This is a genomic window from Cerasicoccus maritimus (assembly GCA_031296935.1).
In the GTDB taxonomy this organism is placed as follows: Bacteria; Verrucomicrobiota; Verrucomicrobiia; order Opitutales; family Cerasicoccaceae; genus Cerasicoccus; species Cerasicoccus maritimus.
This window is the reverse complement of sequence record JAVDPD010000003.1, coordinates 1-24,179: the sequence shown is the minus strand read 5'-3', so window position 1 is coordinate 24,179 and position 24,179 is coordinate 1. Positions and strand designations below refer to the sequence as shown.

The following is a 24,179-nucleotide window of genomic DNA, read 5'->3' as shown; positions in this document are numbered from 1 at the left end:
TTGACCAGTGGCTGGCCGGAGGCCGCGGACGTACTCGCGGACACTCCGACCAGCCAGGCCAATTGACGCTAGGTGCGGAATCGTCCGGTGGTGTCGAGCAGGGCTTTCGCCGTCAGCTCGAGGTTACCGGTGGACGAATTATTCACGTCTGCCGCTACCTTCGCTTGCTCGGAAATTTCCGAGATAAGTTTCATCGCTTCTACCACGTGCTCGGCTTCTTGTGCTTGTTCCTTAGCCGAGTCGCTGATGCTGCGGATCAGTTTAGCCGAGTTAATGGATGTCTCAGCAATTTGCGCCAGAGACTTACCTGCTTCGGACACAACTTCAGTTTCACGTTCCACATTGGAGATCTGATCTTCCATGGATTCCACAGACTGATTCGTTTCAGCCTGAATGCCATTGATCAGTTCTTCAATTTCTGAAGTCGCATTCGCGGCACGTTCAGCCAGCTTCCGAACTTCATCAGCAACCACCGTGAAACCGCGGCCATGCTCACCGGCGCGCGCCGCTTCAATCGCAGCATTCAACGCGAGCATGTTAGTTTGTTCGGAGATGTCTTGAATGGTGCCAACGATGGAGGAAATTTCCATGGTGCTGTCACCGAGTTGCTTGATGCGCTTGGAACCTTCCAACACCTGAGACCGGATACGTTCCATGCCGTCGATAACCTTCGTAATCGCGCCTTGGCCATGCTCGGCCACCAGGCGAGCAGAGTCCGCCGCAGCAGAGGCGTTTTCAGCCGACTGTGAAATGTTAACAATCTTATCAGCCATCAGTTGAACCGCGCCTGAAGCCTCGGTGATCTTTTCCGTTTGCGTCACCGCACCGTCCTTCAACTGAACCGTTGAGAGGTTAATTTCGGTAGCACGAGCAGACACTTCTTCAGCCGTTTTCTTAATGTCGCTAATGGCCGCGCCGATGTCTTCTGTCATCAGGTTGAACGCGTCTGCGAGGTTACCCAAGGCGCCTTCAGTCACCGATGCGCGCACCGTCAAGTCGCCATCCGAACCATCGGCCGTAACCATCAGGATACTTTGAATACCGGCCTGTAGCTGAGCATTCTCCAACGCTGCTTGCTCCGCCCGCAGCTCCGATGCTTTTTCCGCCTCGGTTAGGGCCTCAACCATCTGGTTGAAGTTGCTGGACAAAGTGGAAAGCTCGTTCTCACCCTTAACCTCGGCACGGACAGCCAAGTCGCCATTGGCCACCTGTTGAGACACATTCGAGAGCGCTTCAACCTGGTTAACGACCATGCGCTTAAATCCGACGTAGAGCGCGACAAGGGCCACGACGGTGATGATCAGAGAAATCCAGTTCAGCGTAGCGAGCGTAGAAGCTTCAGAGCGAACGCCATTAGACGCAGCCAAGCTTTCAGCCCCAGCCAACTCAGACACTTCACGAGCCAGCGCGATCGTGGCGCCCGCCTCACCGAACCACTGGGCCGGCGTCTTTGAGTAAGTGTTTTCCGGCAGGTCTTCAGCTCCACTGGCAAGCAAGGCTGCGCGCGCTTCACTCTCGGCCAAAATGCCGTCTACGAATTCATCAAACGAACCATTGAACCGGGTGCGGAACTCAGCAATCTTGGAAGCGATTCCAGTCGGCACGCCTTCACGTTGCTGAATTTCAGACAAGGCGCTAACCGCCGCGGCTACACGAGCGCGGAGCACTTGCAAACGCGCATCGTTTTCTGGCGTAATCGGCTTGTTGCTGGAAAGCGTAGCGCCATAAACCGCACGTTGCTGCCCCAGGTAGTGGATAATGTCCGTGGCGCTGTCTCGGAGAATCGCATTGTAGAAAACGGATTCTTCCGCCGCAGTGTGCGGAGCGAAAGCCACGGCAATCAGCGCTTTTTCCGCATCGATATTGCGGTTGGCAAAGCCCAGCCATTCTCCATTGGTGATCGACTTCGAACCAATGCGCGAACGAGCCGCTACGAGTTCCTGATAGGCGGACTCCCAGCCTTTCACCGCGTTCGTGAAGTCCGGGTCATCCAACTTCTCCGAGAGGGAGTTGGCCAGAGACGTTGCTTCTGAAACGAAGGCGTCACCCTCAATGCGGTTCTTGCGATTAATTTCCACAATGGCGGCCGATGGCGTACCGGCGGCAGCGATCATGGTGTTGCCAGAACCACGCTCAATAGCCTGGCGGGCAATCGCTTGGCTTAATCGGTCAGACAAGTCATTGAGCTCAGAGATTTCATCTGCACGGGACATCGCCTTAGAAGATACGACGATGGAGTTGATTGCCGGAATGAGGGCAACCACCGCCACGATGACCAGGAAAACGATCAGCTGAGTGGCGAGAGACTTCTTGGATTGAGTCTTGTTAGACATGGTGTGTAGTCAGTTAGTTGTTTAAATCGTGAGTGATTGTTTCAAGGAGGGCTTGCGTATCTAAAAGCGCGACGGTCGCGCCTGAATCGAGAAGGATGGTTTCCTTCAGCAGCTTGGACTGCATGTTGCTTGGATAAGCAAACCGTGTCGGATCGGCGGGTGTGAATACGCCTACCAAACGGTCGATGCCAATGCCCAAGCGGGTGTCTCCTACTTCTAAAACAATGAAGGTCTCGCCCTTATAATCAGAGCTGCCTTCACCGAGTAATACCGAACGCGGATTGATCAGTGGCAACACGGTGTTGCGATAATTCGCCAAGCCGATCAAGCTACCCCCACTGCCAGGCAGACGGGTATAGCTGGCGTAGGTTTTCGTTTCCAGCACCAAGCTGGCATCCACTGCAAAGCTGTGCTGGCGCACTTCAAATGCAAGAATTGACAGGACTGACGCTTCAATAGTGGACATGACTAGGCGATGAGTTTCTTCACAGTGGTGATCACCGCGTCGTCGTTAATCGGCTTGGTTAGATAGTCAGAGGCGCCTTGTTTCAGCCCCCAGAACTTATCACTGTCCTGAGTCTTGGAGCTGATCAGCACGACTGGTATTTCCTTCGTTGTCGGGTTACGCTTAATGCGGCGGCAAACTTGGAAGCCGTCCATCTTTGGCATAACGATATCCGAGAGCACGAGACTAGGTTGCTCACGCTCGGCGAGTTCGAGGCCTGATTCACCATCACCTGCCGTCATCACGGTATGCCCCATGGACTGCAGTATTTTGGTCAAGATCAGTATCTCGGTTTGTACGTCTTCAATTACTAGAACTTTGGCCATTTTTAGTTAGTTTTAGGAATTCGATTTCTTCGCGCATGACGTCGAGACACGCGCGTTCTTCTTCCAGTTTATTACAGCTATCGAAGAAGGTGGCTTCATGCCGCTGAAGCTCTAACTCCCGTCGCTGCAAATCCTTTTCACGCTCACACAAATAATCATACTTGTTGTTGATGTCGTCCATCTGCTGCGCAATAAGCGCTGGTGCCTCAGTAAGCCGCGCAAGGCGCGCACGCTTGGCATTCTCGATGACGACGCACAAGGTGCGCTCGATGTGAGCGAGATTAAATGGTCGGGCCAAGAACGATTCCGGGCGCATGTTAATGCAATCATCGACCCAGGCAACGCCCTCATCCGGCTCAACCGCTACCCAAGGCAACGAACCGCGAACTGATTGAAATTTTTTAATGATGCCAAAACCTTCATCACCCTTCGTGCGGCCATCGGTGATCAGCAGATCCAGCTTCCCCCGGCGCAGCGCGTTCATGGCAAATTCGGTATCGTCGCACACCGCCAAAACGATGTCTTCTGACTGCATGCAATACTGGACCATGCGGGTGACTTCAGGGCAGGTGCTCAGCACCAGTATCGTAAACGGCGCACTGGGGTAATCCCGCTTAACGCTGGTCGCAGGCTTCTTCTGACGCTCAATCAGGCCAAGGCGATGCAGCAGGTTGAGCGATTGCGAAGCATTGACCGGCGAGACTCTTCCCGAGGCGACTAACTCCGGGATAGTGTATTCTGCCCCAAGCAGCTCCAGCATCCAAAGTTCATCTGAATTCAAGCTGGATTCAATCCAGCTTGGATTTTCATAAAACCGACGGCGATAAACATTCAGAAACGCTGAGCTGGTTTCCGATTTTTGCCGTTCACTGCAGTTGGCGCGTAAAGCTCTTACAAAAGCCTGCACCAAGGGCTCACATGTTTCGCTGGAAAACACAGCCAACCAGTGGTCCGCATCCTCAACCAGCCGGAAACGGCAATTTTCGTAGCAAGCGATGCGTAGCAAATGCGCGGTTAGTTGAGGATATACATCGACAAAAATTCGTGCGGCGTCAGCCAGCCCCCAATCCGCCAATATCGGATGCGTGTAAAGCGGCAGCGTATCCGGGATTGCCTCAATGTAGCCCCCTAATGCAGGGTGATCAATATCCGCCAAACACTCACGCAGACGTTTTCCATTCGTCGTCGCCACACCGGAAAGCGAGCCAGAATGCAAGCAAAGCTGCACGGTCTCTTCGGGCGTTTCCAGATAGAGCGTCCCAGAGATCGAGCGTTGTTCGATGTCCGTCAACACATCGTAAACGAGCGCCGGATTTAATGCTCCACTGGAGCGAGCAGCCGAATCACCGCTGAGACTTACGCGGCCAGAATGTTTATTAACAATGTCAGCCAAGCGCTTCGTCAGACGATTACTAGCCAGGTATTTTAAATAGAACGACTTCGGATCAATCGCCTTGGGGCGCGTGCCTTCCAGATTCGGAATATGCGCGGCGACGCGTGACAGTTCATTGGAAAGCGTTGCCTGAATCTCCGTGCTAAAAAGCCCCTGAATGCTGTCTTCAACACGGCCACTCCTTACCGATACGCTTTGCTTCTTTGTAAAAGCGTCTTGGTAGACGCGTTGCACCTTTTCTTTGGTTACTGGCTTAATCAGACCGTTGGAAACGGTGCTAAACTCATTGGAATACTCAGAGATAGTTTGCTGGTTGCTGCTGATCAGTACGACGCTCGTCAAATTGACAGCCGAAGCAGAATCAATTTTTTCCAGAATGACCTCCGCACTACAGTCAATGAGGCGTGTGCCAAGGAAAATGATATCAAAGGCAGTCGATGACAATATGCTCAGCGCCTCGGAGCCAGTTGAAGCCTCTACGATAAGCGGTTGTTGCTCCTCCAATGAACCAGCTATGATCTTACGCAAGGTAAGGCTGTTATCGCAGATTAGTATGGATTGACCGGTCAGGTTGGATGCGTTCATAGCGTCAAAGAGGTGTGAATATTCTCTTTAACATAGGCATCGGACATGCCAGAGGTGCCAATCTCACATGAATCAGCAGTCGAAGCTTTTCATTCTAAGCATGAATGCCGCTAATGGCTAGCATTCATCGACTAAATACATTTTCGCCATGACTCAGCTTCACACCGCTGTTTCATTAAGGTTCAAATCCACCTAGGCCGAAATAGGCAATAGACCCCATTTCTTCTTTCACTCATGTTGTAGCTTAACTGCCTCAATGAAACGCATCTTATGCATAAAAGATATTCATCATTCTCATGAGTTGAACTAATCCCGCATGCTGCTAAGTTTTACTCAACTGACTATAGCTTTTGATGAAATTAATACACACCGATCAACTAGAGATGTATACAATAGCTCTCTTTTTGCACTTCCTGTCTGTTCGCATGTAGAGCTGAGCGCGCGCGCATCGATGCCATGCCAACATTTACCATATAGTGCAAAAAAATCACCAGACGCTGTCGCAAAGCATACTTTCCAAAATGTCGTTTACCTGAGTAATCTTGATAGACTCAGTCCCCTTCACCAATCTCGGCGTACAGTTTTTCGTCGCACAGCCCCCTCAGCACATGGATAAGTCACATAACCCCAAAGATCGCGGCCCCAAGACTAACGGCTTTGCATTGGTCGTCGCAATCTCGCTAATGGCGTTCATTTTACTGCTGTTGATCAGCCTCTCCTCATTGTTGCAGGTGGAAATCAAAGTCAGCGCGACACAGGCCCAATTGCAAGCCGCGCGTCAAAATGCACTCTTTGGGCTAAGTGTGGCCATGGGCGAGCTCCAAAGAACCCTCGGGCCGGATCAGCGTATTTCAACGACTGCATCGATTCTCGAGGGCGCTGAAAATGATCTGAGTCTGGGAGCCAATCTTGCCAACCCGCACCTCGTTGGCGTTTGGGAGACCAGCCAATGGAGCCCCGGCAATGCGATCAACTACACCACACAAAAGCAGGACAATTTCGTGCAATGGCTTGTCTCCTACCCAAGCGAGGATGCCGACGAGCTGGAAGCACTTAGCTTTGCCGCGAACACGATTCCCGGCAGTTTAGTGACGCTCGTTAGCGAAGGTAGCCTTGGCGAAACCGCAGTTAACACCGCCAGCAATCTTATCCAGGCGCCCATTGTCCCCATCGACGAGTCCGGCAATGAACAATACGCTTGGGCAATCCTTGATGAAGGCGTTAAGGCAAACGTCAGCCTCCCTTCACAAGTAGACTCTGCAAGCTGGGGCTCTGAAGAGGCACAATGGCTGGGGCTTTATGGCGCGCCAACCGCCAGTGGCATACCAAGCCTTGCAGACTTAACCGCACTTGCTCCCACCTTTGCCGCCAATCATCAAATAAACATCCTGAGCCATGACAGCGGAGCCGTCGCATTAGGGAATGTGGGTGGCGACCCCGCTGAATACAAGGCGCTGTTTCATGATCTGACCAACTATTCAGTCGGCGTATTGAGTGACCCGGTCAATGGCGGCCTGAAGCAAGACCTCTCGCTACTTTCGGAATACAACGACCTTTCAGATTCAGACTTCAGCCCGCGCTACCTTTACAGCTCTGGCTCTACCGCAAGCTACGAATCCGAGCCTGCATGGACTCAGGTGCTCGACTACCTTGCCAGCTATCGCTCGACCAACCTCACCCTCGATGGCGACGACATCCCCCGCCTGATCAGCTCCACCGAAGACTGGTCTTTGGACACCGACGACATGCTGGCGCCGCGAACCTCACATGCGCCCACGCCAGCCATAACCCGCATTCAAATCGTATTCTCGCTGGTGGCACTGCGCGTCCCAAGTAATCGCGTATCTACCATTCAAACGATCACCGCCAACACTTATCAAAACTGCCAGATGCTCTACCTAATCGCATCGCCCGTTGTGACAATATATAACCCATACAATGTCCCACTCACCACGGAGAGCCTGTATCTGTCTCTAAGCGGTGTCCCCGTAGGTTTCTTGTTCAAGCGCGAGAGCCAGGGCGAAAATGGTGGCTTGGTTTCACTCACCAATCAATTGGTTCCCTTGGATGCGATGATTACTTCGCCCAACAACGAGCCTCGCATTAAGACATATGGCGTTGAGTATGTTATTTCGATTTCGGCCAGTGACGATTCCAGCGACGACTTCACTCTCGCGCCGGGCGAATCTGTCGTCATTTCCCCCTTTGCTGATGAATCGTCGACCACATTAGCCAGTTTATCCAATTGGACGGGCGACCGACAAAGCGACGCTAACGTCATGCAAGGCAAATCGGGTTACATCGATGGAGCTGGTCTGATTTATGATTACTTGAACCCTCTACGCACGAACCCACGCGCAAATTATGACTACACCAATGAAACCGGTTCACTGACGCTCGTAAATGGCGAAACGATCTTGGAAAATGCGCTCCCCAACATTGGCACAACCAGCTACGACTCTATTCTGATCAAGGACAGCGATTACATGACGGTAGACATCGATTTCGCCGTACCACATCAACCGGAATCGGTCAGTGAAAAGCCATTCAAAATCGAACTGTTCGACAAACATCCATTCGCTGTTTCCGGCGCAACGGTAAATCGTTTGGGTAGCTACAGCTTTGTTTATGACGACATCGATGACCTACGGGATGCTGCTGAGAACTTCACCACCGACACCTTCCCCATCACCAAAGATCTTATTCCAGAGAGTAATTTGTTCCTCTATAGTTCCTCGCTACACAGTACTGCTGTTCAAGATATTGCGCCAACCCCATTGGCCGTCTTGGACGTGTTTGCGCAGACCACTTTGTCTAATACCAACCCGTCTCTCCCCTGGTCCTTCAGCAACCCGACGACCCTCGCGGGCATCAACCAGTTAGACGCGGCTTCGACCTTCAATCAATCTTACCAAGTTACTCTACGCGACGCAAACACCCCATCCGTCGAAATCGATTCCGAAAACCACGGCTTTTCATTCACCGGCATCACCAGCTCGGAAGGAACCAAGTTTGCGACACACTTTGAGCAGCCGCTCCAGCCGCTCCAATCGATCGCCAGCCTCCAGCACGCCAACCTCGCCTCCAGCAGCTACCTGCCGAAAGTTGACTACGTAGTCGGCAATTCCTTCGCGAACCCTCTGGTCCCTCTGGGAAGCGTATCCTACAACTCAAGTTCGTTGGGCTATGACCTCCTCGACCACTCCTACCTCGCGAATAACTTCCTCTGGGATTCGTATTATCTTTCGACAATTGCAACCTACCAGAGCGTCTTCAATTCGAACGGCCCAACCCTGTCAGAGACCCTCGACAACTACCTGTCCGGCGCTCCTTTGCAAAACGCCAACCTACAGCTCAACACCCAAAAGAGCAGCACGGACGTCATTCGAAACACCATTCTGGTGGACGATACCACGCTTCAGCCCGATGCCTATCGCAAGGTCGCCGCATTCCAATATCAGACTGGTGCCTTCAATATTAACTCCACTTCGATCAGCGCCTGGAAAGCCATATTAACGTCTGCCGCCCAGCAGGCCGTTAGCGCGCCGCCTCTCATTTCAAAAGTCAACGATGGTGACTATGACATCTCACAAATCTCAGCCAACGGAAACACCTTCTCCCGCTTTCGCGCCACCAACCACGATGCCTCGTTTGATGAAGATGAGTCAAACAACACCGCCACGACCACGCGGTCTTCGCCCGCAGCTCACGCTGCCTGGCAAGGCTACCGCGAGCTTACGGATCTGCAGATTTCAACCTTGGCCGCGAGTATAGTGGATGAAGTGAAGCACCGTGGACCATTCCTCTCCCTCTCCGAATTTGTCAACCGACGCCTCGGCTCCAGCTCCAACGATGAGCGTAACATGATGGGCGCGATCGACGCAGCCATTGCCACGACTGACATCAATGATCAGGTAAAGGATGATATGGGGTTGGATGTCGACATCGGCTCCCTCGGCCTTCCTAATTCTGCTTACGAAGACGAAAACTCAGCTATGGGCATCGCTGGTTTTCTCACCCAAGCCGATATTCTTCAACAGATCGGACCCAAGCTTGCCGTGCGCTCCGACACATTCCGGATCCGCGCCTATGGTGAAACCAGTAACCCAATAACTGGCGATACTTTCAAGGCCTACTGTGAAGCCATTGTCCAACGCACACCGCAATACGTGGATTCATCCCTGGAACCGTGGGAGACCTCGGCAACTGACGAGATGGGCCGCCGTTTCGAGATCATCAGCCTGCGTTGGCTAACCGATGATGAAATTTAACCTCCAAACTCAAGCCGACGTGAAACCACCTGTGGGCATGACGACGAAATTTACATCAGTCTTATTCGCATGCATTTTGCTCGCTACGCAATGCCTGCGCGCCGAAACCAAGCAAGCAGACACCGCTTGGCAGCAACGCGAATTTGCCGCCACAATCATGGCCGTGGCGATGATCCCAGGGCTTGAAGAGCTCCACATACTCGATCCGCTTAAGCAGCCCGTAGGTAAAATACGTGTTCGCCCCTTGCTCTATGGGCGTCCCTTCCTCTGTACCAGTTTCGATGGTAGTATCTACCTTGGGACCGAAGACGGCGTGGATGAAAGCGGTCAAAAAAAATACAAGATTGTCGCGACGGCAAAGGCGCCAGCCAGCATCCAACAAGCAGCGATCATCCTGGCACCACAAAACATTTTAACCGGTCAAAACATTGCGGAAGATTATTACAGTGCCCGTGTTATCGACAACAGTCTCCGAGCCTTTCCGCTTTCAAATACACTGGTCATCAATCTGCTGCCCACCCAGATGGTTCTAAAAATTGGCGAAGAGAAACGCAGCGTCGCTTCTCACTCTGCTGTAATGATAAGTGAGATTAGCTCATTGGATAAATTTAACATGGCCGATGTGAGCTTCTTTTATCAAACCACCGACAAGTGGAATATCTTGAAGCAGTCCAAGATCCGCTACCTGCCCAACATACGTTATACGGCCGTAGCCTATTTCGATATGCGGGTCCAAAAGCCGACTATTGTTTTTGTCCGTGACGGTGGAAAAATGAAGCTACCAGCAGCCTTAGCCGAGAAGCAGCAATAAGACTGTGGGGAAGCATACCGACCCTCAACCGTATTGAGGCTCAAAACAACCCAGCATCCGGAGGATTGAACCGGAAGATCGGAAAACCGGAAAGTGCCTTGCCGCTTTCCGTCAAAATACACCAGTGCTTTTTGCCGCGGCCTTAACGGAGGGACATGAGGAACTGGGCGTTGGTCTGCGTTTTCTTGACGCGCTGGATGAGCATTTCCATCGCTTCGACGGAGCCGACTCCCTTCATCGCGCGGCGCAGCCCAAAGACCTTGTTCATTTCGTCCGGGTGGTAGAGGAGCTCTTCCTTACGCGTGCCGCTCTTTTCAAACGAGAGCGCCGGGAAGACGCGCTTGTTCGAGAGCTCGCGGTCGAGGTGGAGCTCCATGTTGCCGGTGCCCTTGAATTCCTCGAAGATGACTTCGTCCATCTTGCTGCCGGTTTCGACGAGCGCCGTGCCGAGGATGGTCAGGCTGCCGCCGTCCTCGATGTTGCGCGCCGAGCCAAAGAAACGCTTCGGCTTTTGCAGGGCGTTGGCTTCAACACCACCGGAGAGAATCTTGCCGCTGCTCGGCATGGTGGTGTTGTAGGCGCGGGCCAGGCGGGTAATCGAGTCGAGCAGGATGATCACATCCTGGCCGGCTTCAACCATGCGGCGCGCCTTCTCGCTGACCATTTCCGCGGCGTGCACGTGGCTCTCGGCGGATTCGTCAAACGTCGAGGAAATCACCTCCGCACCCTTCACGCTGCGCTTGAAGTCGGTGACTTCTTCCGGGCGTTCGTCGACGAGGAGGACGATCAAATGCACGTCGGGCTTGTTCACGCGGATCGCGTTGGCAATGCCCTGCAAGAGGACCGTTTTACCCGTGCGCGGCGGCGCGACAATCAGACCGCGCTGGCCAAGGCCAACCGGGCTCAGCAGGTCCACGATGCGCATGGAAATATTGTCCCACTTGCCGAGGCGGCCCTGCTCGGACTCCATCATGATGCGCTCGGTCGGGTAATACGGGATCAGCTCCTTGAACGGCGTCAGGTGCTGTGCAGTCTCCGGGTCCATGCCCATCACGGTGTCCACCTTGAGGACGAATGGCGTGGTGTCTTCCTCGCGCGGGGCGTGGATAACCACCTCGATTTCGTGGCCGCGCTGGAGGCCATATTGCTTGAAAATCTCGGGCGCAATGTAGGGGCTCTCGGTGCGTAGGCGGAAGCTGTCTTCGCTGAAAACGAGGAAGCCGAAACCATCCTCCAGCTCTTCGACGATGCCCTTGGCCTTGATCGCACGCTTTTCTTCACTAGCCTTGGTCAGGATCGCGCGCAGAAGCTTGCGGCGGCTGGGCGGGCCATCCCACTCGACGCCATGTTCGCGGGCCCACCTTTCCATCTCGGGCACCCGCAGGTTGTAAACTTCGTTGTAGTCGAGTGGCTCGCCAGAGGCCACATCCGCGATGAGCGCTGCCAGCTCCTCGGCATTGCGGAACACATCCCACTCTTCGAGGCTATCGAACACGGGCGGATCGACATCGTCGTCGTTGGCGGCATCAAAATCCTTGCGCCAGGCGCCGCCTTTTTTGCCACCCTTTTGGAAGCGGTCCTTCTTGCCGCCCTTCTGGAATTTGTCCTTTTTCTTATCGAATCGGTTTTGGTTGCCGCCACCCTGGTTATTGCCACGATCCCCGCGGTTGCCCTTTTGGAACTTCGGGTTGTTGCCCTTTTGCTGGTTGCGGTTATCGCGGTTGCCACGGTCGCGGTTGTCGCGATTGCCACGGTCGTTACGGTCTTGGCGCTCGGGGCGGTCACTGCGATTTCCCTGGTCCTCGGAACGCTCTTCGCGGGGTGCGCTTTCTGTGTGATCAGATTCACCAGAGGGTTTCTCGACTGGTGCAGATTCCTCAGCAGGTTTTTCCGCCTTAGGATCTGCCTTCTCTTGCTGCTCAGCTTCCTTCTGCGCTGCAGCTTCTTCCTTGGCTACGCGCTCCTGGCGCTCGACGCGGTCTCCGTAGTCGTCCATATCGTCCGGATCTGCGGAGAACACCGAGGGAATCTCGTCATCTTCAACCGGCTTGGCGACCTTCTTTGCAGCCTTCTTCGCAGCCTTTTTGGTCGCCTTTTTGGCAGCTTTTTTAGCCGCTTTTTTGGCGGTGCGCTTGCGGGCAACTTTTTTCTTGGGAGCGGGTAGCTCTGCTTGGGCATCGACCTCACCGAGGTCGAGCAATTGCTCTTCGGAATCACTCATAGGTAATACAAAATAATCCAGTAGACGGGATTTCGGGATCGAAAGGAACTCAGGCCAGCAACGATAAGCCAGCTGATAGAAAAAACATTAAAAAATTAGCGGGAAAACGATCGTAGCATCTCGGACGCACGCCTCACTTGGCGTTGCAGGAACTCGAGAGATCCGGCGTTTGAGAGGACAAGGTCTGCGCAGCGCGCTTTGTCCAATACCGGCATCTGATTGTTGATTCTGGCGAGGGATTGCTCGCGGTCAAGACCTTTAGCGGCCAATCGCGCCAATTGCACTGCCTGCGGGGCCTCCACGCAGACGGTCCGGTCGAAATTGCCCTGTAAATCCTTCTCAAACAGCAGCGGAACCTCCACCACCCAGTCCACATCAGGCTCGGTGGCCAGCGCGCCCTGCCAAGTCTCGCGGACCTTGGGCAGCACCAGCCCCTCCCACCAGCTCAGCTCAGCCTTGTCGTGAAAAACCTTCCCCGCGATAAACGAGCGGTTTGCGCCGCCCTCGGGCAGCACCGCCTCCTCGCCCCAACACTCGCGCAGCGACGCGTGCAGCCCGGCATCGTTGGCCAACAGGTCGCGGACGATCGCGTCAGAATCCAGACGCCGCCAGCCCAGCTCGGCGAAGCACTTGCCCGCCGAGGACTTCCCGCAGCCAATGCCGCCTGTCAATCCGATGCGCATGGAGCCCACTACGCTCGACGAACGCGCCCGCGTGTCGAGGCAATTTTTCTAAGCCGCGGATGGACGCGGATTGCACGCGGATGCCGTCAGCACGCTATTTTATTGAACAGAAGGCAGCAAAGGGAGCAAAGCCACCCAGATGAAACCACCTGAAACTTTGCTCCCTTTGCAGCCTTCTGTTCAAAAAAGTTGCCCCACCGATCCGCGTTCCATCCGCGTTAATCCGTGGCTAAATTTCTTTCCCTGGCTCTTTCGCCTCGTTCGGTTCGCTTCCCTCAGCGGCCTCCGACTTGGGCTCCTTTTTCTCCACCGGGATGTCGTAGCTGAACAAACGGCACTCCAGCTGGCCGTTGAACAGCTTCCACTTTTCCTTCACCGGCAGGCCCACGAACACCGCCGCATCGAGCGCGGCCGTGATCAGCGCGCCTTTGCCTTCGGGCGCGGTCGCCTTCATGAACTGGCCGATGTCGCGGTAAACGCCATTCAGGTCCGCCGGCTTGAGGCGCACGCCGTAGGGCGGGTTCGTCAAAATCTGGGCGCCGCGCAGGCTGAAGTTCGCGTCCTGGAACTTCTTTGGGTGCAGCGAAAACGCGCCCGCCGGGAAATGCTGCTGCGCGATCTTTTGCAGCGTGTTGAACGTCTTTTGGTCCGACTCAAAGCCGATGAACTGCTTTTGCGACGGCTTTTCCGCGGCCTGTAGCGCCTTCTTCGCGCGCAGGTAGGCGGGGCGGTTGAAGTTCAGCCAGCGCTGGAAGGCGAATTCGCGCTCCAGGTTCGGCGCAATACCGTTGGCCAGCAGGTAGGCTTCAAAGAGGAAGGTGCCGCTGCCACAAAGCGGGTCGATGAGGTCCGTAGAGCCGTCCCAGCCGATCAGCTGGAGCATGCCCGCGGCGAGGTCTTCCTTGAGCGGGGCCTCGCCGTGCTCCCAGCGGTAGCCGCGCTTGAAAAGCGGCTCGCCGGCGCCGTCCAGGTAGAGCGAGATCTCGTCCTTCATCGCAAAGGCGACGATCCGCACATCGGGGTCGCGCGTGGCGATGTCCGGCCGCTGCCCGTCGCACAGTTTTTTAAAGGTGTCGACGATTGCGTCCTTGATGCGATACAGCGCAAAGCGCTCGTTGCGGAAATACTTCCAGTCGCCCTTGAGGTCGATTTTCAGTGAGGCGTCGGGCGCAAACATCTGGTGCCAGTTCACCTTGCGCGACTGAAAATACAGCATGTCGGTGTTGCGCGCGTGGAAACGGCGAATCGGCTTCAGCACCGATAACCCCGCCCGCAGGCCCATGTTGACCTTGTAAAAATCCTCCTCGCTCCCGCGAAAGGCGACCATGCGCACGCCCACAAAGGCGATCTCCAGCCCCCAGGCCTTCAGCTCTGCCTCGACAACGGGCTCCAGCCCCGCCCGGCAATTGGCGACGTAATAATCCGGCTGCTCTAACGCGGTCTTCTTCATAAGCGCGCCAATCGAGCACAATCCATCCCGCCTGGCAAGCCAACCTCCTCTTGGAAGGGAGAGATTGCGACTGAGCAGCGGGAGAAAAATGCATCCGAAGCTTGAGGCGCGGGCGGGCATTCCCATGATGAATTGCTTGGCCGACTCTATCGACAGTCCCACCGCGCCGCGGATCCGCGTGCTGCCCGACCGCGTGATCAACCAGATCGCTGCGGGGGAGGTCATTGAGCGCCCGGCGGCGGTGGTCAAGGAGCTCGTGGAAAACTCCCTCGACGCGGGTGCCACGCGCGTGGAGGTGGAGTTTCGCCACGGCGGCAAGAGCTACATTCGCATCGAAGACAACGGCAGCGGGATGTCGCCCGACGAGGCCCTGATCTCCCTGGAGCGCCACGCCACGAGCAAGCTGCGCGAGGCCGACGACCTGCTGAAAATCACCAGCCTGGGCTTTCGCGGGGAGGCCATTCCGTCCATCGCCAGCGTGAGCCGCTTCACGATGAAGACTCGCTCGGCGGGCAGCGAGCACGGCACGGAAATCTTTGTCAACGGCGGCAAGTTCATCCATCAAAAGGAGTGTGGCATGCCGCAGGGCACGCGTATCGAGGTGGCGCATTTGTTCAACAGCGTGCCCGCGCGCCGGAAGTTTCTCAAGACTGACAACACCGAAGCCGCGCACATTGTCCACCTCGTGCGCTTGCTCGCGGTCGCGCGACCGGAGACGGCGTTCACGCTGATCGAGGACGGGCGCACGGTTTTCCAATCGCCCGAGTGCCCGACGATGAAGGACCGCGTGGCGGAGATCTGGGGGCGGCAAGTCGCGAACCAGCTGATCGAGCTGCCCGAGTCCAAGGGCAACAGCGGCCTGCGGCTCAAGGGGCTGATCGGTATGCCGGGTGTTGGCCGCACCACGCGCAAGGAAATGATCGCGCTCGTCAATGGGCGTGCCGTCGATAGCCGCACGATCAACTACGCGCTCATCGAGGGCTACCACACGTTCATTCCCAAGGGGCGCTTCCCGCTCGCGTTTCTCTTCCTGCAAATCGACCCCGCCGCGATCGACGTAAACATCCACCCCGCCAAGCGCGAGGTGCGTTTCCGCGACGAGGGCGCCGTCCGCCGCTTCGTGCTGACCAGCGTGCAGGAGAGACTGCGCGAGCTGGCGACCTTCGATTTAAAAAAGAAGGCCGTGCCCGAGGAACTGCCCGATGACGCGGCCCGCGTCGCCGAAGCGCAGTTGGAAAAACGCGCGGAGCGCAAGATGCCCGCTCCCGCGATTACGCCAGCGCCGGCAGTGACCCCCAAGCCGTCCAGTGAATCGGCCAACTACCCGCGGACGAATCCCAAGCCCGCCTCGGATGAATTTCGCGCCAAGTATGTTGCCGAGTCGAAGCCTGCGCCAGCGGCGTCCGCAGCGAAGTCGGTTAAGCCGCCGCCCGAGGCCAAGGCGCGCCCCGTCGAAAAACAAGCGCAACCAGAGATGATTGAGCCGATGGAGGAGTCGCACCTTGCGCCTGCCCCGCGTCGCTTCAACTGGCGTTACCTCGGCCGTTTCAAGGTCGACTTTGCGCTGTTCGAAACCGAGACCGCGCTGACGCTTATTCGCCTGCGCGCCGCGCATGAGCGCATATGGTTCGAGCGCATCGTCGGATACTTTGCGAAGCAAAGTCCGGCGCGCCAGCAGCTGCTGTTTCCGATCCCTTTGGAGTTCGAGCCGCGCGCCTCAGCGGTGATCAATGAAACCTTGGAATGGATCGACGCCCACGGCTTCACGCTGGAAGAATTTGGCCGCAACTTTTATCGCCTGGAAGCGCACCCGGACTGGCTCCCCGAAGCGCAGGCCGAGACCTTCCTGCGCGACATCGTGGACCGCTTGCGCGATGGCGAGATCGACCCCAAGCGCGCGCAACTGGCGCACGAAGCCCTGGCCAAAATGGCGGCCACCCGCGCCGTCCGTTACGACGACCAGCTCCCCGACGCCGCTGTGGAAAAGCTAGCCGAGCAGCTGCTCGAATGCCAACAACCGCTCAGTTGCCCCCGCGGCCGCCCAACGATTATCGAGCTCTCCGCGAACGAACTCCGCAAACGCTTCGGCCTGAGCTAAACTTCATGTTATCTCTAGCTGCGACAGGGGACATTCGTTTGCTCGCGAACCCAATCGTAGGCGCCTTGGATGCGGCCCCAAGTCGCTTCGCCCTCCTTGCAGAACTCCGCGGCAACGCTGTGCCCGTAGCCGGTGACCGCGAGGTGCTGGAGGAGGGAGGCGTAGTCGACGCCGCAGTCGTCCAAGTCGCCGTCGGGCTTGCTGCCGATGTGCGGATTTAAATGCACCTGGCGCACGTGCTCCTTGAGCGCCTCGTAGTCGGCGATGATGTCGCCGCCTTTGAACGCCTGATAGGTGAAGAGCAGGTTGCCCGCGCCGACGCGTTCCTTGAGCTGGAGAGCGCTGGCGGGGTTGTCGGCGAGGGTCTTCTCATGTGTTTCGACGGAAAAGATAATCTCCGGCGCATTGGCGGTAATGGTTTGCAGCGACTTCACCGCGATGTCCCATTGCGCCTCAGTGGCCACGTCGCTCCCGATGCCGGTGGGGCCCGAGTCGGTGAAGGTGCGGATCATGCGCGCGCCAAGGCGACGGGCAATCTGCGTAAAGCGCTCAGCGATTTTCATGGATTCGCGCCAGAGTTTTTCATCCTGCGTGAGCCAGAGGTAGGGCGCGACACCGGAGATTTCGAGGCCGTGGTCAACGGCGCATTCGCGAATGGAGTCGAGCTCGGAGTCGGTTTTGCCTTCGACTTGCTTGCCGATAATTTCGATTTCTTCGAAGCCAATCCGCGCGGCGTGCGGGATGACTTCACGAACATCCATATTGCGGTAGGCGATGGTGCAGAGGCCAAGTTTCATGGTGGTCTAGGCGCTGGCGGCGGCTTTGCTGGGGCCTGGTAGACGATCAAAATCGTAGCGCGGCTTCCAGCCAAGGCGGTCGATCGTGTGGCGCGTACCCCAGATGCCGTGTGCTTCGCGGGTGCTCATCACAGGGAATACATCCAGCGCGGTGTCCTCGCGCTCCAAGGCCAGGCGGGCGACTTCGCCGACGTCACGTCGGTCACAATCCAACGGCGCGCGTTCGCCGATTTTGCGACCGTATTTATCTTCCATGATTTCGGCATTGACGATGTAGCCAATACGCAGAATGGAAATCGTCATGCCATGCTCCCGGGAAAACTGCTGCCCCAGCGCCTCCTGGCAGACCTTGCTTGTACCGTAAAGCCCCTTCGCACTGTCCAGCGGAATGGTCTCAACCCACTTCTGGCAATTTTCCGGCGGATGAAAGCCGGTGGTGGAAATGATCACCGCGCGCTTCACACCGAGATCGACCGCCGATTGCAGGACGTTGGCCGTGCCCGTGACGTTGATCTTAAAACACAGCTCGGGCGTCTCGTAGGAGTCGGGCGTGCGAGGCGCCATGTGGTTAATGATGATGCCATCGACGCCGTCCAACGAGCGGCGCACGTCGTCCAGGTTCGTCACATCGCCTTGGATGCATTCGTGAGGGGGGAGGTCGGGCGCGGTGACATCCATAAGGCGCAGGCTGTGGCCCGCTGCTGCGATGGGGATGATCATGCCGCGGCTCAAAAAGCCGCCGCCGCCGGTAATGAGGATTTTCATAAAGTTTCTTTCAGTCGTTGGATGACTAGGTCGTAGTCCCGCATGTTGATGACGCCGTCGTCGCCCATGCGGACGATGATCGCGTCGCACTCAGGGACCACGAGGCAGATTTGGTTGCGGTTGCCCTGCGCGGCGAAGACCTCCCCCGAGCCGTGGGGCCAGAGGCGCTGGCCGTTTAGCTTGATGCCGTTCACCCAGGTGTGCAGGCCGTAGGTGCCAGGCAGCCAGTCGCGATACCAACCATCCAGCGCATCCCACGGGGGCACGGCACTGAGCTCTTGTGAGCAAGTCGCTTCACATAGCCACTCGCGGCTGATTAGCTGCACGCCGTTCCACTCACCGCCTTGCAGGAGCAGCTGACCAAAGCGGAGAAGGTTGCGCGGGTTGGTGTGCACGCCAGCGCCAAAGGCACCGCTGCCGCCGTTGTTGGGACCGTCGGGGGTATCAATTTCGCCCCAGCGAAAAAAGTCGTAATCGATGCCGATCTTGTCGCCGATTTGCTCCCGGAAGAGTTCACCGATCGCTTGGCCGGAGACGCGCTTTATGGCAAGCGCGATCCACTCAGACTCCGGCGAATAGTGCAGGCAACATCCTAACGGGAAACGCGGTTCACGCACGTCGAATGGGTCGATTATGATGCTGGGGTCGGCATCATTGGCTCGCGTTTGCACGCCGGAGGTAAACGTAAGCAAATGCCGGAGCGTGACGTTCGGGTAGTGTTCCTTGAGCTCGGGCAGCCACTGGACGGCGGGTGCATCGATATCCAACTTGCCTGCGTCGACCATGAGGCCAGTGCAGCAAGACGTGAAGGACTTGGTGCACGACCACGCGTTGTAAATGCGATCCGTTACTGGCCCTTCCCAGCGCACTTCGCCCGCCTGCCAGAGCAAGGCGGAGTCGGCACCATCGTGCAGGGAAATGTCGGCCAGCGTCTGCATGACGGAGGCCGCTGCATCGGAGCTTATCACGTTAGGCTGTGAGGGTGTGTTGATCGAAGGCATAGATAGGAGATTGCTGTGGGGCAGCCTCCTTCAGGGTGGTTTTTGCCCAACCTTCGGTCAAGGCAAATATCACGCGTTAGGCAGGCGAAGTTTATTGATATCTCGATTGACTCCCCCGATGTGACTTAGAAAGTGATTGCAGGTAATGCGAAATAACCGAAAGCTTTTTCTCTGGCTGGTTGCGCTCTTACTCGGCGTGGCCAATGTGCTGTGCGCGCGGACTTGGACGCATCGGGACGGGCGGACCTTCGAGGGTGACTTGATCGAGCAGCGGGGCGATCAGGTGACGATACTCCGGTATGTGGACAACCGCGAATTCACCATTTCGACGGCGATTTTGTCGGATGCGGATCAGGAGTTCCTTCGTGAAAAAACGGCGCCAAAACCCAAACCTGCCGAACCGGCTAATGATTTTAAAGCGCAGCTTGCGGAACTGGGAGAGCAGCTTGCGAATGGTGATTTCGCGCTGCCATCTCCACCGCCATCAAGTGTTGGCGAGGAAAGGCCGCCTGAGAGCTCTCAGGGTGTGGTCGATGCGTTGTCGACAGAGGATTTCGAGCAGTTGGAATCCATGGTCGCGGGGCTTAGGGATCAGCTTTCTCAGGGTGATGCGGATAACCTGAAGGAGCGCGCCCGGCAGTTCGCGTTATTGAGCCTGGTGGCGGTGGCGATGTTTTTGCTTTGGGATGTTTTGCTTGTCTACTTGGCGGGGAAGTTGTTCCGGCTGGAGCCCTGGTCGGTTTTTCGCTCAATCGTCTGGCAGATGCTGCATGTGCTGCTTACGTTTCTGCTGCTGGCTGCGGGTGGTTTCGCTTGCACGCTGATTCTGCCGCTCCTCGGCGTTCCGCTGGATGGGCAGGAGCTCGTTGCCATGCAGGGCAATCTCAAGGTGCTGCTCCTTTTTTGCTGTCTGTATTTGCTGGGGTTTACGCTTTTGCTGAAGGCACATTCACTGTTCCTGAAGATACCCATCTGGAAAACGCTGCTTTTCCTGGTCGTGGCGGGATTCGGCGCGACATTGGCCTTATCGCTGACGGTTGGCATCTTTGTTGCGTTAATCATGGCATTCGGTCCGGCGGGCGTGATGTGAAATGTATTCATGCTAACGATCAATCTCACCGATGATCACGTGGGAATCGGCGTGGCGCGCGGTGTTGCTTGACTGTAACCTACACGTGTGGGATAAGTTTTGCTTCCCATCGGCGCAGAATCCGATAAACCTCCTATTCCTACCATGTCACTTAATATAGAAGCACTATCCCGCGCCGCCAGCGAAGCGCGCGGTCTTTCCATGGACGCCATCGCCGCTGCCAACTCGGGCCACCTGGGCCTGCCGCTTGGCGCTACTGAGCTGGGTGCCGTTCTCTACGGCTCCGCGATGCAATGCAACCCCAAGGACCCGAAGTGGATCAACCGCGACCGCTTCATCCTCTCGGCCGGCCACGGCTCGATGTTCCTTTACTCCTGGCTGCACCTGGCCGGCTACAACGTCTCCAAGGACGACGTCGCCAACTTCCGCCAACTGCACAGCATCACCCCCGGTCACCCGGAGTTTGGTGAAACCGATGGTGTCGAGTGCACCACCGGCCCGCTCGGCCAGGGTGTCGGCAACGCAGTGGGCTACGCCGTTTCCGGCAAAATGCTCCAGGCCAACTTCAACACCGCAGATGCGCCGATCCTCGACTACCACGTGGTCTGCCTCGCCGGTGACGGCTGCCTCCAGGAAGGTGTTTCCTGCGAAGCCAGCGCCTACGCCGGTCGCTTCGGCCTCGATAACCTGATCCTTTTCTACGACAGCAACGACGTCACCCTCGACGCCATGGCCGACAAGACTCAGAACGAGGACACCGCCATGCGCTACGAGTCCTACGGCTGGGACGTCACCACGCTGACCGACGGCAACGACCTCGCCGCCATCTCCGCCGCCTACGAAAAGGCCAAGGCGGACGACAACGGCAAGCCGAAGCTCATCATTTTGAAGACCGAAATCGGTCGCGGCATCCCGGAAGTTGCTGGCACCAGCAAGGCACACGGCGAAGGCGGCGTTAAGTTTGTTGACGCAGCCCGCGCAGCCCTCGGCCTGCCGGAAGAGAAGTTCTTTGTGTCCGAAGAGACCAAGGCCTACTTTGCCTCCCTCAACGCTGAGCGCGAAGCCGCTTACGCTGCCTGGGATGAGAAGTTTGCCGCTTGGGAATCCGCCAACCCCGAAAAGGCTGCGCTCCTCAAGAAGGGCCTCAACCACGAGCACCTCACCGTCGAAGAGCTGTTGGAGAAGATTCCGGCTATCGGCGACGACAAGCCGGCTGCCACCCGCGCCACCGGCGGCAAGATCCTCAACGAAATTGCCAAGATTTCTCCGCTCGTCATCTCCGGTTCTGCCGACCTCCACGGTTCGACCAAGAACTACCTCGACGGCGCAGGCGACTTCGACACCGACAACTTTGCTGGACGTAACTTCCACTTCGGCATCCGCGAGCACGGCATGGGCGCCATCATGAATGGCATCGCCTACGACGGCGTGTTCAAGGTGTCCGGCGCCACATTCTTCACCTTCTCCGACTACATGCGCCCGAGCGTCCGCATCGCGGCTCTGGCCAACCTGCCTTGCGTTTACATCTGGACGCACGACAGCGTCGGCGTCGGCGAAGACGGCCCGACTCACGAGCCCGTGGAAACCCTGACCGCAGTCCGCGCCATTCCGAACCTCGACGTGCTCCGCCCGGCAGATGGTGAAGAAACCGCCGCTGCCTGGGCGCACGCCATCGAGCGCGCTGACGGCCCGACCGCTCTCATCCTGTCCCGCCAGAACTTGCCGGGCATGGCGCACCTCTCCAAGGAAGAGCGCCGCGAAGGCACGCTCAAGGGCGCCTACGTTGCCAAGAAGGAAACCGCAGAGCTCGACACCATCCTCATCGCCACTGGCTCCGAAGTGCAGCACTGCATCGAGGCCGCCAAGGAGCTGGGTGACGGCGTCCGCGTGGTCTCCATGCCGTCGATGGAGCTCTTCGACGCCCAGAGCGACGAATACAAGGAGTCCGTCCTACCGTCGACCTGCTGCAAGCGCGTTTCGATCGAAGCCGGCATCACGATGCCTTGGCACAAATACGTCTGCTCCAGCAAGGGCAAGATCCTCGGCATCGACCGCTTCGGCATCTCCGCTCCGGGTGACACGGTCATGAAGGAACTCGGCATGACCGCCGCCGACGTAGTCGCCGCCGCCAAGTCCCTCTAGCCAGCATCCTGCTGGACCGGAGAGTTTGCTCTGCCGAGCAAAGTAAGTTTGCACGACAAAGCCCCGTCAGTTCGCTGGCGGGGCTTTTTGGTCGGGAATGCTAATTTCGAGGGAGAGCACTATCCATCTAAGTTGCCGATCAGGGCACCGTGATTTTTTGCGTCTAGCAAGGCGGCTTGAGCGCGGCAGACTGGAAGCGAAAAGCCAACGCCACTGGTGCGGAGAGGTAATCTGTGGATTCATCTTGGCCAATCCAGCCGCCATATGCCTGCATCATGCACAAAGTAAAAATTTCGGATTGCGCCAAACCCATCATCCCTCGCCTGGAGGTGAACGACATCCTTCGTATTGCCATGCGATGCCCAACGGTAGTCCAAATTCAACGACGCAATGTCTTGGCAAATACCCGCAAAGCCATCTTCCGGATAGGCTTGATTCATGTAGGCCACCGATCCAGCAGTCCATAGTTTTTCCGCGGCCTCAAAGTCCCCGCCATGGCAGAGCTCAATATATTGATCCACCACGTCACGTGGCCGGTTTCCGAGAACATCCCGCTCAAAGCGCGGAACAAAACGAAAGGTCAGCGCGAGAAAATAGGCGGCAAGCAGGCACCCAACAACGCAAACGCCCCCCAACCCAGCAAAAAACTTTGCTTTAGATTCCATGAATTGGCCTATTTTGAGCCCCAAAAGTGCATAAAAGTACTGTTTTGGAGAGCTAAAATTTTAGAAAAACTCCACAAGACCCTACTATCCAGTGCTTTGTGAATATTTCGCACATTCAGGCTCGATTTTCGACGAAATCCGGAAGCAAAATCGCCATTTGTGGCGCGGCTTTCACGAGCTCAAATTGCGTCGTGACGAGCGGCACATTCAGGTCCTGAGCCAGCGCGAGATATTCGCATTGGTAGGCAGAGAGGCCGGTTTGGAGGGCCAACTCGAGCACCACCTGGCTGTCGATGTTGTATTGCCGCGGGTGCATTTTGTCCTCAGCCGCGTGAAGAATCTCTTGGGCATGGTTTGCCGCCAGTCGACCTTCGCGCACGTAACGGACCACGATGTTGCGAAACTCCGAACGCCAGATCGGCGCGGAGGCCCAAGCGGGGTCATGCGAATAGGCGCGGTGAGCCAGATCACTCATCTCCCCAGGGAGCAGGAGAAAGGCGAGCGGCCCTGTGTCCACGATAACCATATTAACCAGCTTAATGCTAACGCCTTGTTTGTCAACCAGTTCACACCACTCGCCAGAAGCGCCTTAAACGCCGCCCAATGCTAGTGTGGTGTCAGCGAAGTTCGCTGCATAAATACTGAACCTTACCGAGGATCAGATTTGCGTCCGCTGTCCACTTAAATGGCTTTGGTTGCTCGTTGTATTTGGTGAATAAATGTTTCGATAGCTTCTCTGAGCGATTTGAGGCTGTTGAATGAAGCCCTTCGTATCTGTTTGTCGATAATGATTGCGAAGAAGCGTTCGACTTGGTTGAGCCATGAGCTGTAAGTGGGCGTGAAGTGAACGTTCCAATGCGGTCGTTTTGCCAACCATGCATTCACCTTTTCGGCCTTATGGGTGAAGTAGTTATCCATGACCAGATGCACTTCGTAAGGGTCTTCTTTGGTGCGTTGAGGCAAGGATTTTTCCACCTCCCGCAGGAAAGCGAGGAACTCACTGCTGCGATGTCTTGGGTAGCATTTGCCCAAGACTTCGCCAG

Annotated in this window: 18 protein-coding genes; 5 read left to right on the top strand and 13 right to left on the bottom strand. The window is 56.5% G+C overall.

What is annotated here, in order from left to right; all coding sequences use genetic code 11:
* Nucleotides 1-68: 68 nt before the first annotated feature.
* From RBB62_RS01845 to RBB62_RS01830, 4 genes are read right to left on the bottom strand one after another with little or no spacing between them, the layout of a single operon-like run.
* Complete coding sequence (locus tag RBB62_RS01845; protein ID WP_309396453.1) at nt 69-2,333, bottom strand: methyl-accepting chemotaxis protein; 2,265 nt, start codon at nt 2,331-2,333, stop codon at nt 69-71.
* Between the two features lie 13 nt (nt 2,334-2,346).
* The gene (locus RBB62_RS01840) at nt 2,347-2,799 is read right to left on the bottom strand and encodes a chemotaxis protein CheW (protein WP_309396451.1); all 453 of its coding nucleotides are present in this window, start codon (nt 2,797-2,799) and stop codon (nt 2,347-2,349) included.
* A gap of 2 nt (nt 2,800-2,801) precedes the next feature.
* Nucleotides 2,802-3,164 carry a response regulator gene (locus tag RBB62_RS01835; RefSeq protein WP_309396450.1) on the bottom strand — a complete coding sequence of 121 codons (363 nt, stop codon included), beginning with the start codon at nt 3,162-3,164 and terminating at the stop codon, nt 2,802-2,804.
* The gene (locus RBB62_RS01830; RefSeq protein WP_309396448.1) at nt 3,142-5,142 is read right to left on the bottom strand and encodes a hypothetical protein; all 2,001 of its coding nucleotides are present in this window, start codon (nt 5,140-5,142) and stop codon (nt 3,142-3,144) included. The genes RBB62_RS01835 and RBB62_RS01830 overlap by 23 nt, the downstream gene beginning before the upstream one ends.
* Nucleotides 5,143-5,750: 608 nt before the next feature.
* Here RBB62_RS01830 and RBB62_RS01825 point away from each other — a divergent pair.
* Together RBB62_RS01825 and RBB62_RS01820 are read left to right on the top strand one after the other, a co-directional pair.
* Nucleotides 5,751-9,413: a hypothetical protein gene (locus RBB62_RS01825; RefSeq protein ID WP_309396446.1), complete on the top strand. Its 3,663-nt coding sequence runs from the start codon at nt 5,751-5,753 to the stop codon at nt 9,411-9,413.
* Nucleotides 9,400-10,224 carry a hypothetical protein gene (locus RBB62_RS01820; protein WP_309396444.1) on the top strand — a complete coding sequence of 275 codons (825 nt, stop codon included), beginning with the start codon at nt 9,400-9,402 and terminating at the stop codon, nt 10,222-10,224. Before RBB62_RS01825 ends, RBB62_RS01820 begins: the two co-directional genes overlap by 14 nt.
* Nucleotides 10,225-10,366: 142 nt before the next feature.
* Here RBB62_RS01820 and rho read toward each other — a convergent pair whose 3' ends face one another.
* The 3 genes from rho to RBB62_RS01805 all read right to left on the bottom strand — a co-directional run bounded on the left by rho (nt 10,367) and on the right by RBB62_RS01805 (nt 14,578).
* Nucleotides 10,367-12,445, bottom strand: coding sequence for a transcription termination factor Rho (rho, locus tag RBB62_RS01815; RefSeq protein WP_309396442.1), 2,079 nt, complete (start codon nt 12,443-12,445; stop codon nt 10,367-10,369).
* Nucleotides 12,446-12,540: 95 nt separating this feature from the next.
* Nucleotides 12,541-13,128 (bottom strand): dephospho-CoA kinase, encoded by a 588-nt coding sequence (gene coaE, locus RBB62_RS01810; RefSeq protein WP_309396440.1) that lies wholly within the window; start codon nt 13,126-13,128, stop codon nt 12,541-12,543.
* A 229-nt stretch (nt 13,129-13,357) separates the two neighbouring features.
* Entirely contained in the window at nt 13,358-14,578 is a 1,221-nt protein-coding gene (locus RBB62_RS01805) for a THUMP domain-containing class I SAM-dependent RNA methyltransferase (RefSeq protein ID WP_309396438.1), read from the bottom strand.
* Nucleotides 14,579-14,666: 88 nt separating this feature from the next.
* On the opposite strand from RBB62_RS01805, the gene mutL reads away from it, so the two are divergent.
* Entirely contained in the window at nt 14,667-16,676 is a 2,010-nt protein-coding gene (mutL, locus tag RBB62_RS01800) for a DNA mismatch repair endonuclease MutL (RefSeq protein ID WP_309396437.1), read from the top strand.
* A gap of 14 nt (nt 16,677-16,690) precedes the next feature.
* On the opposite strand, the gene RBB62_RS01795 is transcribed toward mutL, so the two are convergent.
* Genes RBB62_RS01795 through RBB62_RS01785 form a run of 3 tightly spaced genes read right to left on the bottom strand, consistent with a single transcriptional unit; the run spans nt 16,691 to nt 19,239 of the window.
* A complete protein-coding gene (locus tag RBB62_RS01795; protein ID WP_309396435.1) occupies nt 16,691-17,473 on the bottom strand; it encodes a sugar phosphate isomerase/epimerase family protein in 783 nt (260 codons plus the stop codon).
* A 6-nt stretch (nt 17,474-17,479) separates the two neighbouring features.
* Nucleotides 17,480-18,238, bottom strand: a complete 759-nt coding sequence (locus RBB62_RS01790; protein WP_309396433.1) for an NAD-dependent epimerase/dehydratase family protein — start codon at nt 18,236-18,238, stop codon at nt 17,480-17,482.
* Entirely contained in the window at nt 18,235-19,239 is a 1,005-nt protein-coding gene (locus RBB62_RS01785; RefSeq protein WP_309396431.1) for a serine hydrolase domain-containing protein, read from the bottom strand. The genes RBB62_RS01790 and RBB62_RS01785 overlap by 4 nt, the downstream gene beginning before the upstream one ends.
* 145 nt (nt 19,240-19,384) lie before the next feature.
* Here RBB62_RS01785 and RBB62_RS01780 point away from each other — a divergent pair, with 145 nt between their 5' ends.
* Nucleotides 19,385-20,329, top strand: coding sequence for a hypothetical protein (locus tag RBB62_RS01780; protein ID WP_309396429.1), 945 nt, complete (start codon nt 19,385-19,387; stop codon nt 20,327-20,329).
* A gap of 144 nt (nt 20,330-20,473) precedes the next feature.
* A complete protein-coding gene (tkt, locus tag RBB62_RS01775; protein WP_309396427.1) occupies nt 20,474-22,471 on the top strand; it encodes a transketolase in 1,998 nt (665 codons plus the stop codon).
* Between the two features lie 239 nt (nt 22,472-22,710).
* Here tkt and RBB62_RS01770 read toward each other — a convergent pair whose 3' ends face one another.
* The 3 genes from RBB62_RS01770 to RBB62_RS01760 all read right to left on the bottom strand — a co-directional run.
* Entirely contained in the window at nt 22,711-23,136 is a 426-nt protein-coding gene (locus RBB62_RS01770) for a hypothetical protein (protein ID WP_309396425.1), read from the bottom strand.
* A 115-nt stretch (nt 23,137-23,251) separates the two neighbouring features.
* Nucleotides 23,252-23,611 carry a type II toxin-antitoxin system VapC family toxin gene (locus tag RBB62_RS01765; protein WP_309396422.1) on the bottom strand — a complete coding sequence of 120 codons (360 nt, stop codon included), beginning with the start codon at nt 23,609-23,611 and terminating at the stop codon, nt 23,252-23,254.
* 206 nt (nt 23,612-23,817) lie between these two features.
* On the bottom strand, nt 23,818-24,179 hold a 362-nt coding region (locus RBB62_RS01760), incomplete at its 5' end, for a transposase (RefSeq protein WP_309396420.1).